A 15,045-nucleotide genomic window follows, 5' to 3' on the forward strand; every position below is an offset into this window, starting at 1 on the left:
TAGGGTCTGCTGAATAAATCTAAAAACCTTGTTGGATAAGAATTTTAGACTTTTTTCCCATCAAAAAGTGCCAGACATTGGGGTGATCGGGGGGGAAATTTAGGCACTTTTTCCCTGAAAATTAGGTAATTGACCCCCTGAAAATGGGGAAAACCCTACACCCCAGCTGCCCCCCCGATGTCGGGGGGGTTGGGGGGGCCACACCCTGCCCCCACGAAAAACTCTTTCAGCAAACCCTAGTTAATAGATTGTATCCCGTTGACGGGCGGGGCGATCGAGGGATTTAATCGCCGTTGCTAATTCCTCGACGGTCAAACAAGTACCGCCCACAGCCCCGGCCATAGTGGTAATATGTTCTTCCATGAGAGTGCCACCGAGATCGTTGCAACCCCAGTTTAAAGCTTCTGTCGCCCCCTGTAAGCCCAATTTTACCCAACTGGGTTGATGATTTTTAATGCTATTGCCCAAATAAATCCGCGCCACTGCTGTTAATTTTAATGTATCGGCTAAAATTGGTTGATCTCGTCCGACTCGATTTCTCAGGGGTTTGGGGGCTGATTGTCCCACAAAAGGCAATAAAATAAATTCGGTGATTTTAGCCCGATAATTATTTTCTAGGGCGATTTCTTGCTGTTTTCTAATTTTTTCGAGGTGCTGCACCTGTTGGCTAGGGGTTTCAATATGACCGCAGAGCATGGTACTGGTGGTATGTAACCCCAAGCGATGGGCAGTACCGACTATTTCTAACCAAGTGGCGGCATCGATTTTTTCTGGACAAATTACCCGTCTTACCTCATCCACCAACACCTCGGCAGCCGTCCCCGGTAGAGAATTCACTCCTGCTTCTTGCAGGGAAGCGATAACTTTTTCGTAACTTAAACCATCTTCTCTAGCAATAAATTGGACTTCTTGGGGTGAAAAAGCGTGTAAATGCAGGTCAGGAAAGGCTTGTTTCAGGTTTTTAACAATTTCGAGGTAATAGTCTAAGGAATTGCCCTTAATCTTGGCTTTTGGGTTTAATCCCCCCTGCATACAAATTTCTGTGGCCCCACGACGGACAGCATCGGCCGCTTTAGCGATAATTTCCTCTAAATTAAGCCAGAAGGCCCCCTCTTCATCTTCATCGCGTCTGAATGCACAAAAACTGCAATGCTGCTCACAAATGTTACTAAAATTAATGTTGCGATTGATCACGTAGGTGACGGTATCTCCCACCTGTTGACGACGCAAAAAGTCGGCCGTTTCCCGAATCCGGGCAATTAAACGGTTATCGGTAGTTTCTAGCAAGATAATCGCTTCTTTTGCCGATAAATTCGCCCCTGACCGCGCTTTTGCCAAAATATCGGTTACGGGTGCGGTGATGGAGGAGTTAGTCACGGGAGATAAATATTAAGGGTTGCCGATCTTAATTTTAGAACGAGGTCAGAAGGAACAGTAAAGAAAGAGAGCCGATTTAATCCTTTTTCTGTTCCCTATTCCCTTGTCTGCACGCGGTAATTTCCGGTTGAGAGCGTTTATTGCGGGGTGGTTTGTTTTTCCTGTTCTTTTTGTTGACGTTTTTTCTTTTCTGCTTCTAGGGCATCTTCGATCACCTTGAGCAGCTGATCCATTTTATCAAGATTACCGCGATAAACATCGAGGTCTTTTTGCAGTTTCTCGCTGGAGAGACGGAGAATTTCTGAGAACTTTGGCAAAATTTGTTCGCGTTTTTCTTTTTCCTTGATCATGTCCGGTTGTGCTTCCGCCAAAATAGTATAGAGACCGATGGCAAACAGGCGACTATACTTAAACTTAGGCGCGTTGATAACCGAAACTAAACTATCAGACAACTGATTGTTACCACCCAGAGCAGGGTTTTGCAGTTGGGAAAGCAAGGAATCAATATTAGTTTCTTTGGCAATAGCGATCATATTTTCGGCATCACGACGATAGACTTCGGGATTACCGTTAACCGCTTGGCACAAAGCATTAAAAATATTCGGTTTATCCTCCCCCGGACGATAGCCTTCCATGAACTTCTCGAAAGAAGTAACCACACCAAGGGCATAAATTGGATCATAATGGAAATCTACATTAACGGAGAGCAGGTGCATCTCGACTAATAATTCCTCAACCACGCGCCGATACACCGAATTGATGGGGCGGGTGTGGCGAGTATAAAAATCACGCTTACTATCGGAAACAGTACGAATTTTGTCCACAGAACCAAACTTCATAAAAATTTAACACTGCTCTCATTTTCTCCCTTCTCGTTCCCCCTGACAAGGCCAGTGATCACCAAAGAGCGGCAAGCAGTCAGTCCAGAGAGAGCAAAAGAGCGAGTAAGATAGGGCAATGGGAAATGGGAAAATGGGGAAATGGGGGAATGGGGAAATGGGGGAATGGGGAAGTGGGGGAATGGGGAAGTGGGGGAATGGGGAAGTGGGGAAATGGGGGAATTCAACTAAAACCCCAACACCCCAACACCCTAAAACCCCAACACCCCAACACCCCAACACCCTAAAACCCTAAAACCCCAACACCCTAACACCCCAACACCCCAACACCCTAAAACCCCAACACTCAACAGCTTTTTCACTTTTCACTTGACTATATGGCCAATCAAGACGACAAAATCAAAATTATCAGTGATAACCGGCAAGCACGCCATCTCTACGAGATTTTAGAGACTTTTGAAGCGGGGGTGCAGTTGCTGGGGACCGAGGTTAAATCCGTGCGTGCCGGTAAGGTAAACCTGCGGGATGGTTACGTTTTAGTCCGCAATGGTGAAGCGGTGTTAATTAATGTTCATATTTCCCCCTACGAACAGAGTAGCGAATATTTTAATCACGATCCGCGCCGGACGAGAAAATTGTTGATGCACAAAAAGGAAATCAGCAAACTCATCGGTCAAGTGGAACAGAAAGGCTTAACTCTTGTGCCTTTAAAGATGTATTTTAAAGGTAGTTGGGTAAAAATCAGCATTGGCCTCGGTAGAGGCAAAAAATTACACGATAAACGCGAAGATTTGAAACGTCGTCAGGATCAACGGGATATGGCGCGAGCGATGAAGCGTTAACCAAGACACTTATCGGACTGGCAAAGGTCCAGGTAAGAAACGAGCGGGTTTTGTTACAGTTGAACTGTATTAGGCTCCTTGCGGCCGTCACCATCCCCCTCACTTTGGGTTAAAATTTATGTTAAAAGTCTTGACAAAAGTAATTAAATATGCTAAAGCACCCGCTTTAATTGCTCTATCTTTAGCTGTGGGTGCGGGGATTATTTTACCAAAAATAACTTTAGCCAATGGCAACCCCGGCCTAACCATTTTTAGTGGAGTCGATCGCAAGGATATCTTAGATTATTTCTTGCAATTTGGTGGTCGTCCCAAGCAAATGGATCGTTATAAACTCTATATTCCCCCGAAAAAACTCTCCCAAGGGGCCTCGGCTTTTTTTATTTCCTATCCCGATTATTTTAACGGCCAGTTTGACACTAATAAAATCGAGGTACGCACCAACGGCAAATCTTTACCTTTAAAGGAAGTGGTTTGGGATAAGGATAGTCGCATTATTCAAATTGTCCCCGAACAAGCGATCGATCCGACCAGCAAAGTTGAAATCGTCATGTCTAATGTCAGAAATCCTGAATTAGGCACTTATTACTTTACCTGTGATGTGATTGCCTCTGGCAATATTCCCGTCCGTCTCTACGTTGGGACTTGGATTGTCAGTATCGAACCTTAAGTAGGGTTTGCGGCAAAAAGTTTTTCGTGGGGGTAGGGTGTGGGGTGTGGGGTGTGGGGTGTGGGGTGTGGGGTGTGGGGTGTGGGGATAATAAATAAAAGCTGCCTTCTGCCTTCTGCCTTCTGCCTCCTGCCTTCGTTAACGGGGATGGGGAAATGGGGGAATGGGGGAATGGGGGAATGGGGGAATGGGGGAATTTAACTAAAACCCCAAAACCCTAACACCCTCTCAGTCTGAGAAAAAGTCAACCAAAGTCAACTATTTGCCTCCGAGTTGCTAAAATCTGAGTAGTTTTCACCTATAGACTCGTTGGCTGGGGAATTTTCTTCGGAGTTTGAGTTTTTGCCACTGCCTTTGTGAGAATTTTTGCCCCCTTCCCGTCCGATAGCTGCCATGTGGGCGCGATCTCGGCTAACCGCTTCACCACCTTTTCGTCCCGCTTCGCGAGCCTCTTCGGAGGTAAATTCGTGGGCTGTACCTTTTTGATGAGCAGCTTTACCACCTTTACTAGCGATTTCCCGTTGTTTAGCTTGATCCATAGAGGCAAAACCGCGTTTACTCTTACCTGTCATAATATCCCTCCTGTGTGAATGCTGATTTTAAAAGTTCTTAAAGACTTATGCGAGATTTTTAAAACATCAAAATCATGGTCTTGTCGGTGGGCAAAACATTGAGATTGCCCCGCTTTTTTCCTCTAAGAACTATGGATTCCTACCTAGGATCATAACTCATTAGCTTGACTTCTAGGGAACTAATTACAGCAATCAAAGAGCATATTTTATGTTAAAAAATATTAAGCGAATCGAGCATTTATCAGTCTAAAGATATAGAAGTTATCTTAATGGTGAGGTACAAAGTTGGCCTTTGGAGGAGTCAGTTATCAGTTATCAGTTATCAGTTATCAGTTATCAGTTATCAGTTATCAGCTTTTTTCTCCCTGCTCTCTTCTCCCCACTTCCCCACTTCCCCACTTCCCACTGAAAAGGCTGCCATGCACTCTTAATTGGATGTGCGGGCAGCCTAAAGCCTAGTTTTTGGGGATTTAATCGGAAAAAATTAGGGTAAGACTTGGGTTTTTTCGATCAACCATTTATCTCCTTGCCGTACCAAATCATAGCGCAGGTTCAAGGACTCATTATAGGAACGATTGACAATTTCCTTGCCATTATGGAAATACATGGCCTTTTCGTTGACTATCGCTTCCACCGTCGCTAAATTAGGATTTTTCGCATTATTAGTAACTGAGCGCACATCCACTTGATGATCGTAGCGCCAATAGTTATTTCCCTGTAAAGCCGCCGCTCGTTTTTGCCAAATTTCCAAGGCTGAACCTGTTAAAACCTCTTTCAATTGCTCTTTTTGGTGTTCACTGCCAAAAGCCGCCGATTTTGCTGCTAACCAAGCTTGAATCGTCTCCTTGGCTGTTTCCTTGTCCAAGGGAATCCCTTCCATCACTTCCGCATTAGCCGAGGGAATTTCTAGTATGGGAGTATTTAAAGAAATCGGTAACTGTTCCCCTTGCAAGGCTGCCAAAGGAGATTGACTATCGACAATTGCCTTCACCCCCAAGGACAAAACCGCGATTGTTCCCACTAATCCTACCCCCAATATCGCCACTCGATCGAGTCGCAGTTTTCTGCGGGCTGGTCGTCTCCGTTTCGGTGCGACTACGGCAGTTTTTGCCGTTTCTAGGGCTGCCGGCCCGGAGTTGCCTGCTGCTTGGGGGCGCGGGCGACTAGGACGACGACGGGGGGGATTAAGTGCCGGTTGACGATAGGCTGCTGTCACCACCACACTACCCTGAGTATAGGGGGTGAGAGTTTCCTCCTGAGCGGTGGCTCTCAGGGCAGGTACAGCAGTGCTTGTCCGCTCACCGTTAACTCTAGCTAAAGACGGTTTTTGGGGACGAGAGTGGGAAGAAGAATAAGCAGATTCCCTCATCGGTGTCACTCCTGGCACTGGGTTTAAATGGGTGGGGGGGGTGTGGGTTTTCAGAACATTTACTTCCGATTCTAAGGGTTCGCCAACCTTTTCTTGAACCGATACGGGAACTTTTTCGTCAGGAAACCCTGACAATTCTTCTAAATAATTTTGTACTTCTTCCTCGGCAAAATACTCTTTGAGTGAGGCTTTCCGCTCGACTAAATCACTAAAATGGCAGAAAACTTCTGTTTGTAACCAACGCTCACCGTAACGACATAGCCCGGGTAAAAGATCGGCAGATTGCCCGGATTGTTCCTTAATATAATTTAATATTTCTTGCTCTTGACTTTTTTCTAAAATTGTGCTTGCTCGTTCCGTCTGACCGAGCAGTAGGGCGCAGATCGATCGCTCTAGGGAGACATCCTGATGTTTTTGTAATTGCTGCAGGCGATCGCTGGCTGCGACAATAGCGGCGGGTTGTTTTTGGGCGAAACCGCGGGCGATCAAGGCATAGACCAGCAGATAATTACCCACCGCCGAGGGGCGTTGTGCCTCTTTTGCCCAGATTTTCTCCTGTTCGGCCTGAGTTAAATAAACCCGTAACTGTTGAATAAAGCGTAAAAAATTATCCACCCCCAACCCAGAGCGATCGTCACCCTGGCCATCGATGCCGCCGCGAGCGGCCAACATCTCCTCCAAGAGATTTAAGCCGCGCTGACGGGCAAGACTAGGTTTTTTTTCTTGGGATAACAATTCCAGTATCCGGTAGGGACGCAGGCGATCGCAATCATGGCGAATTTCGCTGGCCACTTGCGGGAACATTTGTTCTTGTTCCAAGCAGGTCAGGGCCTTGGCCGCGGTGCTGGCCGCCTGTTCATAATTTTTATCCTGCCAATATTCCCGACTTAATTCCCCGTAGGCCAAGGCCAAGGTTAAGATCATGTCTGGGCGAGTAGTTGGCTCTAAATCTAGATAAGTTTCGGCCAAACGAATCACTAACTCGTATTCTCCCAACTCTTGCAGGATGAGCAAAGCTCCCACCAGATCGGCGGGGGCAATGGTAATCTGGGGAGTGGGATATTCTGAGGAAGCCGCAGCCAGCCCCCCACCCTGAGAATCTAGGTTTTCGGCGCTGCTTTCTGGGTTGAGAAGCAAGGGATTGGGGTCGAAAAATTGAGCATCGTAATCACGACGGCGATCCGCAGCACTTAACACTTGGTAAGCTTCATCTAACAAGTGCTGACGGGCAATGATCGCTGTTTGACTGTATTCTTGACGTGGCAATTGCCGTCCCCGGTCGGCGTGGGCCAAATCAATTTGCTCGGCACTCACCTGAAAGGGGATTCCCAATATCCTGTAGTAGTCAAGAGGAATGCGCACGGTTAGCTGTACCTCAACTCTGGAGAGTCCTTAGTAATCTACTCCCGTTAAAGCGTCAGCTTAACGGGAGCTTTCTGTAACCCTAAACTTATCGGGCAAGCCAATAAATTCGGCTCTCTGGGCTGGATTACACTCAGCCCCAAAAGTCTAATCATCTTGCTACCGTTCGCGTCTGCGTCACCAATCCAACCACAAGTCTTATTACTACACTTAAACGATTTTCCGCTTCTAATTCCGATATGTAGGCAACAATGACAGGTTTGAGAGGTATATCGTGGATTAACCGCGATAACCTCAACTCCTTCTTTAATGCCTTTGTATTCGAGAAATTGTCGAAGTTGATAGAAAGCCCAAGAGTTAGACCGTCTTCTCTCGGTCTTATTTCGTGGTTGTTGGTTGGTTCTCTCTCGAATACCGGTTAGGTCTTCAATAGCGATAATCGAGTTGGTTGATTTTGCCTCGGCAACGATAGCTTTACTGATTACATGATTTAAGTGCGCTTGGTATCTTCTCTCCCGCCCCGATAGCCGTTTCAATATCTCCCGACACCTACGCCTGGTGGATCTAGTGCCTTGAGACGCTTTCCTTTGCAGAGAAGCTCGAACGCGACTGTATTTATCCCTCGTTTCCTTGATTCCATCCCCCGACCACGATTGATCGGTTGATGTTACCGCGATGTCACGACGGCCGAAATCGACCCCGATAATGTTATCCGCGTTGATAGGTTTCGGCGGTTCCGATTTTAGTTGGATGTGGACATACCAACCGCCGTCACGATGTAGGCAGATTTGAGCGGAGGTCGGATTTTGCCAGGTAAGTTTCCCCCGATGGTAATTGCTCGCTCTCAGGGGAATGGTTAACCGTTTCCCCGTGGTGCTAACAGTAATCGCCCAATCTTTCTCGACGAAACGGAAGGTTCGAGCGTCACAGTCGAAACTTGTTGGAGCAAAGTTCTTGACCTTCTTCCCTTGAAGTTTTGCTGTCAAACGATTAGCCGCCACCCGACCGCAAGCTCTGACAACGTGGTTAGCCGTCAATCCGAACCGATCCTTAACGTCCTGATAACAGACGGCTTGAATCGAGTTCCGGTTAGTCAGCCGGGGATTGACGTTCTCGTTAATCCAGCTACAAGCCGACGCAAAAGCCGTACAGGTATCGGACAGCGCTTGTTGTTGTTCGCTACATACTTGAAGCTTGATCACTAGCGTCAGGACTTGTTCCACGGCCTCAAAAAACTCACCAACAGGAAGCATAACATATTTAGAGTCGATGCGCTACGCGCGTTTTATACTGGTCGGCATTCCTCCGCCGCCAACCCGTAGGGTGTAACGGGGGCATCCTGCCGACATCTAAGGTGAATTAAGTGATGTAAGTGAGAGCGGAGCGAGTAAAATAACAAGATACCATCTTATCCTAGCCAATCTCTGACTGACTAAGATTAGATTTGAGAGAGAAAATACCAAGAACCCCTTGGTTTAAGCCTAAAAAATTCACTGCCAGAATTCTCGAAAAATCTACCGCTTCCTCTCCCCTTGCCTTTTTGTTGTCTAAATGATACTACAGACCCTATGATTTCCGAACGTACTTTACCAACCTTTAATCCTGCTTCCATCATTATTACCAAAGCTGAAGGTCTTCGCCTATACGAGGATATGGTTTTGGGGCGGATGTTTGAAGATAAATGTGCCGAAATGTATTATCGAGGCAAAATGTTCGGTTTTGTCCACCTCTACAACGGTCAAGAAGCGATATCTAGCGGTATTATTAAAGCCTTGCGTCAGGGAGAAGATTACGTTTCTAGCACCTATCGCGATCACGTCCACGCCCTTAGTGCCGGAGTTCCCGCTAAGGAGGTAATGGCGGAGTTATTCGGCAAAGCTACTGGTTGTAGTAAAGGACGGGGCGGCTCCATGCATATGTTTTCCGCCGAACATAAGCTTTTGGGGGGTTACGCTTTTGTGGCCGAGGGGATTCCCGTCGCTACCGGGGCGGCTTTTCAGAGTAAATACCGTCGCGAAGCCATGGGTGATGCCAGTGCCGATCAGGTAACGGTCTGTTTCTTCGGGGATGGGGCGAGTAATAATGGCCAGTTTTTTGAGTGTCTGAATATGGCCGCCCTCTGGAAGTTGCCGATTATCTATGTGGTGGAAAATAATAAGTGGGCGATCGGTATGGCCCATGATCGAGCCACTTCTCAACCGGAAATCTATAAAAAAGCTAGTGTTTTTAGTATGGTCGGTGTGGAAGTGGACGGTATGGATGTGGTCGCCGTTCATGCCGCCGCCAGAGAAGCCGTGGCTCGGGCCCGCGCCGGTGAAGGACCGACTTTAATTGAGGCCTTAACCTATCGTTTCCGGGGTCACTCTCTGGCAGATCCCGACGAGTTACGCAGTGCTGATGAGAAACAATTCTGGGGCGAAAGAGATCCGATCACTCGCTTTGCCGCCTACCTCTACGAGCGAGATCTGGCCACGAGAGAGGAATTAAAAGAAATCGAGCAGAAAATTCAAGCTGAAATCGAGGAAGCGGTTAAATTTGCCGAATCTAGCCCCGAACCCGATCCTAGTGAACTAACTCGCTTTATTTTCGCCGAAGACGAGTAATTTCAGTGATCGGTGATCAGTGATCAGCTGCTGAAGGCAAGGGGCAACAGGTAAGAGGCTCCCAAAAAGAATTTGGCAATTCTCCTACCTAAAAAGAAGGTTAGAAACTAAGTACATCCAAGCTTTTAGCTTAACCAATTAGGTTTTAGATTCGGTCGAGTTTCTTCTTGACTAATCACTGTTTACTGGTTACTGATCACTGATTACGGGACTGTCAACTAAGGTATTCTATGAGGGGGAGCAGAAAAATCCCGCCTCGAAGCTGGTTGTTGTGGAAAAAATCCGTAAAAAATAGTTGCGCTCTTGTATAATCCGCTAAAATCCAGAGAAATAGCTTTTGCCATGGCGACTACAGAAGCATTGAACCCCAGTCAGTTCGCATTCTTAACCAACCTCACCGCTGATCGTTCAAGTTCACCCAACCCACAAGAAGAAATGGACAAAGTTATCATTCTCGTTAATGCCGAAGCTCAAGCCAGTGGTCAGATGTCTCGGCTATCGCCCGTTACCGAAAAGATGGTGATTGCCTTAAAAAATGCGGTTCCTAAATCCTTGGCGGTGGAGGTGACGGGGACGGCTTCTTTGTGGTCAAAAATGGAGTCGGGTAAAACCAGCCAGAATAATTTAATCTGGTGTCCCTTAACAATTCAATTACCCAATTGGGTGAATTTTCCTGGTAAAAAAGTTTATCAAGCTTGTCGGGATATCGAGGAAAGACGCACTTGGGTTGCCCATACCCTGCACTATAAAACCAGTCAGGGAGATTCTTCTTTTGGGGATCTTTGGTTGCCGATCACGGTGACATCTAAGGGTTTAGAATACGGTGAGGTAATCGGAGAAGGCATGATCCCTAACGCCTACAGTCAACCGATTAGTCTGGAAAGAGAGAGTCTTAAGTCTTTACATCGGCTGGCAGCGCAATTACTGGATAATTTACAGGCTCCTGCTTCTGTTTATTTGCTGCAGTTTCGTCTGGCTCATCGAGAAGTGGTTTTTGATCGTCTCTGGCCTTTTCCTGCTGCACCTGCGATCGCTTCCCTGCGCGGTCAACAGACGGATCTTTATGCAGCCTACTGGAATTGTTTACGTCGGCAAGCAATGCTCGATCATTCCTTGGCAATTTAAAAGCACTGTCTAGCAGTAATCTATTAAGTTGACAAAAGGGATACTTTAGCAGAATATTTAGAGCGTAGCGGCCGCCATAAAAACACGGCTTTTGTCCGTTCGACTTCTCGAAAATGCCGAAATATTCGCTAATTATCCCGATTTATAACGAGGAAGAAACCATTCCAGAACTCTATCGCCGTGTCAGTGCCGTCATGGATAGTTTAGATGATTCTGTGGAACTAATTCTGATTAATGATGGCAGTCGCGACCGCTCCTTAAATTTAATGCGGCAACTACAGGAAAGAGATGCTAGGGTCTGTTACATTAGCTTTGCTCGTAACTTTGGCCATCAGGCAGCAGTAACGGCAGGACTCAATTTCGCTAGGGGTCAAGTTATTGTTGTCCTCGATGCCGACTTGCAGGATCCACCGGAATTGATTCCCAAAATGATTGAGTCTTGGCAAGCAGGTTATCATGTGGTTTACGCCCAGAGAACAAAACGGAAAAAAGAAAGTTGGTTTAAACGCCTGACTGCCTACGTTTTCTATAGATTGCTGCGACAATTAGCCGACGTGGATATCCCTGCGGACACGGGGGATTTTTGTCTGATGGATCGTCAGGTAGTGGACCTATTAAATTCTATGCCAGAACGGAATCGTTATATTCGCGGTTTGCGAGCTTGGATTGGTTTCCGACAAACTGCTGTTAAATTTGAGCGAGATCCCCGGTTTGCTGGCGAAGTCAAGTACACTTTTAAAAAATCCCTAGCTTTAGCGATTAATAGCTTGGTGTCTTTTTCTAAGATTCCCCTGCGTCTTTCCACTTATTTAGGCTTATTTTCCGCTTTAATTGCCCTGTTGATGGCTTTACTGGTTCTCTACTGGCGCTTACAGCAACCCGACTCTCCTGTTACTGGTTTAGCTACTATCTTGATCGCTGTGTTTTTCTTGGGTTCAGTACAATTGATCAGTATTGGCATATTAGGGGAATACATCGGGCGAATTTACGAAGAAGTTAAGGGCAGACCAGCCTATACAATCGCTGAGATCGCTGGGTTGGAAATTAATTAAACTTTTAAAGCAACTATCAGTAAATTGTTGTCGATTGATGACCTACGGACAAATAAACTTATGATGGATCAGAGAAAATATTTACCCGATCGATTGGCCGCTAATTTCGGAAAGTTTTTGATCATTGCTATTTTATTAATCGGAATTGGCCTACGATTTTTCAATTTAGAGCAAAAAGTCTATAGTGCCGATGAAGTTAGAAGTATTATGCGTTTTTCGGGATACACGACTCAAGACGTACGGGAGCAGGCTTTTAACGGTGAAATTATTGGCAGGAAAGACCTACAATATTTTCAACATCCTCATTCCGAACGCTCTCTATCCGATGCCTTGCGCTCTCTGATGGGGAATCCAGAACATCCTCCCCTATACCATTTGTCAGCGCGCTTCTGGATGCAGTTAATCCCCATCGAACATTCGGCCAGAACTTTCTCGATTTTCTTAAGCATCTTAGTCATTCCTTGCCTTTATTGGTTATGCCTAGAATTGTTCGATTCCTCCCTAACGGGCTGGATAGCGATCGCTTTATTCGCTGTTTCTCCCTTTCAGATGCTCGTGGCTCAAAATACCACCCAGTATAGTCTCTGGACATTGACAATTCTTTTATCAGGAATTGCTCTTTTACGAGCAATCCGTAAAAATACGCTTAAAAGTTGGCTCTGGTATAGCCTCAGTTTAGCCTTGACTTTTTATACTCATTTATTTTCTGCTCCTGTGGCCATCGCCCAAGCTTTATATGTGATTCTTCTAGAGAGATTGAAAATTACAAGAACAGTTGTTAGCTATGTATTGGCAGGTGTTGGCAGCTTAGTTTTATTTAGCCCTTGGCTATTCGTGATTTTTACCAACCTAGACAAAATTGATCGCAACACCCAATACTATCGACAGTTTAAGACTAATATCATCGAAATATCTCAAACCTTATTCCGTCATGCTGGTCATGTATTCGTGGATTTCTTTCACCGCAAAGGCAGATTAGAATCGGCTTTTCATCTATTAATATTATTATTAGTGGTTTATTCTCTTTACCATCTCATCCGATACACTTCGCCGAAAGTTTGGTTATTCCTAATAACTTTGATTGTTGTTCCTACACTGTTTCAAATTGTACCTGATTTATTAAAACCATCGATCCGCTCCCTACAAGCCAGATATTATCTACCAGTTTTTCTGGGAATGCAGATGGCTATATCCTACCTGATTGCCAGTTATATCGGATCAAAGTCCCCAAAAAATTGGCTTCACTATTTAGGACAACAAATCTTGCTAATTTTCCTGCTACTAGGTATAGTATCAGGTGTATTTCTCGGGTTAACTTCTGATGCGGGTTTAGACGATCAAAGAGGTACAGCCAGTGGAGTTAATCTAGAAATCGCCCCTGTTTTAACTGAACTTCCCCCGTATAAACATACTAGCTATGGCTAAAAGTCTTACAGAGCCTGAGTTAAAGCAATATAATACTAATGGACTACTGGACACAAAATCCTGAATTCCTTACGCAGATAGGGTTTGAGGCAAAATTTTTTAAATTTGACCTTTCGACCATTATAGCTTGTTTCGGGGCAGAAAACCATCAAAAACATGGCTACAGAGGGAATCGCTGACTCTAGAGATTAATGACACCATCTGTTACAATCAGGTTAGCGATCACTATACAGCCAACTCTACGGAATCGCTCTACTCTAGATACAGTCAACGGTACAGCCATTTTCAAAGGGAAAATGTACCCAGTAGCGTCTTTTCAATTTTTTCTGAGAAGCGACCTGCAGTAAGGGTTTTGTTAATTTTTTAGTATTTCTGTATGGGGGAAGTCCAGTTTTAAACTCCATGACCAAGCCGATAGTCATCAGCGATAATACCCCTAGTTTCTTTTTGGCATTATCCTATTTAGTTAACGATCGAGTTAAGTTTCAATTATTTCAGAACCGCGATGTGGAATCCTGGCGGCAAAAACTCAATCTCAAGGAATTAGCCCAAAACTATAGTAATATCATCGTGGCACATCCCCAAGAAAATTTTGTTAACTTCTTAAATGAGCAGTACCCCATTCGCACAGAAAAATTAGCAGGGGCGCTAATAGAAATTAAACTCCAGTAGCAGAGAAAAACTGTCTAACTTTGGCCACAACAGCGATCGATCCCTAAACTATCTAAAATTAAATCACTGACGGCGTTAGCGATGGCAAATTCACTATAAAAACTTTCGCGGAAATCAAAAGCTTGCATCTCGGTAACGATCGCAATCACCAAGTTACCGAGATCGTTTTCCCCTTCCAAACGCTGACGCAGAAAAATTTGACTAGCGCGTTCAGCGATAGTTTCATTAATAGCTTCGGGAATAAATTCCGCATCTAACCAACGATGTAAAGCCGTGCGCAGCCAAGTTTGTTCCTGTTGGGGATTTTCGATCGGTGGTAAAGTAATGGGCGGAATTGCTGGGGGATGATCAGGCATAATTAGAGAATTATCAGGCTACGAGACTGAATTCTTGGGGGGAGTCGTGGATACCGTCTCTATTATACAAGGATACGCACGCGGTTACTTTCTCATGGCCGATGAGGGGGGCAGATTGGATTGGTATTCTAGTAAAAATCGCGCTCTTATCCCTCTTGATCGGCGTTTTAGGTATCCCAAGTCCCTAAAACGAGTTTTGAATCAAAATCGCTTTAGCGTGGCTATTAACCGCGATTTTGCTGGGGTTTGTGCCGGTTGTGCCGATCGCTCGCTGACTTGGATTTCCCCGGAGTTAATGCAAATCTATCAGCAATTACACCAGGCCGGTTGGGCCTACAGTTTCGAGACTTGGCAAGGGGATCAATTAGCGGGGGGGATTTTAGGTTTAGCAATTCGCGGGGTTTTTATCGGGGAATCGATGTTCTATAAAATTCCCGATGGTTCTAAGGTAGCCATGGTCAAGTTAGTCGAACACCTCAGAGAACGGGATTTCTGTCTATTTGATGCCCAAATGCAAAATCCCCATCTGGCTAGATTTGGGGCCTATACTATCTCCGAAAAAGAATATCATCCCCTACTTGAAGGCGCTCTGTTGAAGCATTGCCATTTTGTTTAAGTAGGGCTTGCTGAATAAATCTAAAAACCTTGTTGGATAAGACTTTTGGACTTTTTTCCCCTCAAAAAGTGCCAGCCATTGCGGGGATCGGGGGGAAAATTCCTGGACTTTTTCCCTGAAAATTAGGTAATTGGCCACCTCAAAACTGGTAAAACCCCACACCCCACA

General features: G+C 45.5%; 15 protein-coding genes. 8 read left to right on the top strand and 7 right to left on the bottom strand.

Annotation, left to right across the window (positions count from 1 at the left end):
- Positions 1–240: 240 nt before the first annotated feature.
- Both cofH and psb29 read right to left on the bottom strand, forming a co-directional pair.
- On the bottom strand, positions 241–1,377 hold the full coding sequence (cofH, locus tag O9295_RS23735; protein WP_288035770.1) for a 7,8-didemethyl-8-hydroxy-5-deazariboflavin synthase subunit CofH: 1,137 nt from the start codon (positions 1,375–1,377) through the stop codon (positions 241–243).
- A gap of 137 nt (positions 1,378–1,514) precedes the next feature.
- Entirely contained in the window at positions 1,515–2,201 is a 687-nt protein-coding gene (gene psb29, locus O9295_RS23740; protein ID WP_192846022.1) for a photosystem II biogenesis protein Psp29, read from the bottom strand.
- Positions 2,202–2,593: 392 nt separating this feature from the next.
- Between psb29 and smpB the strand changes: the two genes are divergently transcribed.
- Both smpB and O9295_RS23750 read left to right on the top strand, forming a co-directional pair.
- Positions 2,594–3,058 carry an SsrA-binding protein SmpB gene (gene smpB, locus O9295_RS23745; protein WP_004162719.1) on the top strand — a complete coding sequence of 155 codons (465 nt, stop codon included), beginning with the start codon at positions 2,594–2,596 and terminating at the stop codon, positions 3,056–3,058.
- A 118-nt stretch (positions 3,059–3,176) separates the two neighbouring features.
- Positions 3,177–3,725, top strand: coding sequence for a DUF2808 domain-containing protein (locus tag O9295_RS23750; RefSeq protein WP_288035771.1), 549 nt, complete (start codon positions 3,177–3,179; stop codon positions 3,723–3,725).
- A gap of 254 nt (positions 3,726–3,979) precedes the next feature.
- On the opposite strand, the gene O9295_RS23755 is transcribed toward O9295_RS23750, so the two are convergent.
- The 3 genes from O9295_RS23755 to O9295_RS23765 all read right to left on the bottom strand — a co-directional run bounded on the left by O9295_RS23755 (position 3,980) and on the right by O9295_RS23765 (position 8,281).
- Positions 3,980–4,297, bottom strand: coding sequence for a KGG domain-containing protein (locus tag O9295_RS23755; protein ID WP_002761051.1), 318 nt, complete (start codon positions 4,295–4,297; stop codon positions 3,980–3,982).
- 484 nt (positions 4,298–4,781) lie between these two features.
- Positions 4,782–7,028: an IMS domain-containing protein gene (locus O9295_RS23760; protein ID WP_288035774.1), complete on the bottom strand. Its 2,247-nt coding sequence runs from the start codon at positions 7,026–7,028 to the stop codon at positions 4,782–4,784.
- A 47-nt stretch (positions 7,029–7,075) separates the two neighbouring features.
- Complete coding sequence (locus O9295_RS23765) at positions 7,076–8,281, bottom strand: RNA-guided endonuclease InsQ/TnpB family protein (RefSeq protein ID WP_012267064.1); 1,206 nt, start codon at positions 8,279–8,281, stop codon at positions 7,076–7,078.
- A gap of 315 nt (positions 8,282–8,596) precedes the next feature.
- Here O9295_RS23765 and pdhA point away from each other — a divergent pair, with 315 nt between their 5' ends.
- The 5 genes from pdhA (at position 8,597) to O9295_RS23790 (ending at position 13,905) form a co-directional block, all read left to right on the top strand.
- The gene (gene pdhA, locus O9295_RS23770) at positions 8,597–9,631 is read left to right on the top strand and encodes a pyruvate dehydrogenase (acetyl-transferring) E1 component subunit alpha (protein ID WP_004163914.1); all 1,035 of its coding nucleotides are present in this window, start codon (positions 8,597–8,599) and stop codon (positions 9,629–9,631) included.
- Positions 9,632–9,973: 342 nt separating this feature from the next.
- Positions 9,974–10,756: a hypothetical protein gene (locus tag O9295_RS23775; RefSeq protein ID WP_287970327.1), complete on the top strand. Its 783-nt coding sequence runs from the start codon at positions 9,974–9,976 to the stop codon at positions 10,754–10,756.
- 113 nt (positions 10,757–10,869) lie between these two features.
- The gene (locus O9295_RS23780) at positions 10,870–11,808 is read left to right on the top strand and encodes a glycosyltransferase family 2 protein (RefSeq protein WP_288035778.1); all 939 of its coding nucleotides are present in this window, start codon (positions 10,870–10,872) and stop codon (positions 11,806–11,808) included.
- A 60-nt stretch (positions 11,809–11,868) separates the two neighbouring features.
- The gene (locus O9295_RS23785) at positions 11,869–13,233 is read left to right on the top strand and encodes a glycosyltransferase family 39 protein (protein WP_288035781.1); all 1,365 of its coding nucleotides are present in this window, start codon (positions 11,869–11,871) and stop codon (positions 13,231–13,233) included.
- A gap of 402 nt (positions 13,234–13,635) precedes the next feature.
- Positions 13,636–13,905, top strand: coding sequence for a hypothetical protein (locus tag O9295_RS23790; protein ID WP_288035783.1), 270 nt, complete (start codon positions 13,636–13,638; stop codon positions 13,903–13,905).
- A 14-nt stretch (positions 13,906–13,919) separates the two neighbouring features.
- Here O9295_RS23790 and O9295_RS23795 read toward each other — a convergent pair whose 3' ends face one another.
- Positions 13,920–14,261 (bottom strand): DUF8822 family protein, encoded by a 342-nt coding sequence (locus O9295_RS23795; protein WP_287970319.1) that lies wholly within the window; start codon positions 14,259–14,261, stop codon positions 13,920–13,922.
- Between the two features lie 34 nt (positions 14,262–14,295).
- Here O9295_RS23795 and aat point away from each other — a divergent pair, with 34 nt between their 5' ends.
- Positions 14,296–14,877: a leucyl/phenylalanyl-tRNA--protein transferase gene (gene aat / locus O9295_RS23800; RefSeq protein ID WP_147072396.1), complete on the top strand. Its 582-nt coding sequence runs from the start codon at positions 14,296–14,298 to the stop codon at positions 14,875–14,877.
- Here the strand turns inward: aat and O9295_RS23805 are convergent.
- On the bottom strand, positions 14,836–15,045 hold a 210-nt coding region (locus O9295_RS23805), incomplete at its 5' end, for a hypothetical protein (protein WP_288035786.1). The two genes, aat and O9295_RS23805, sit on opposite strands and share 42 nt — an antisense overlap.

Source organism: Microcystis sp. LE18-22.4A (assembly GCF_027531105.1).
GTDB classification, from domain to species: Bacteria; Cyanobacteriota; Cyanobacteriia; order Cyanobacteriales; family Microcystaceae; genus Microcystis; species Microcystis aeruginosa.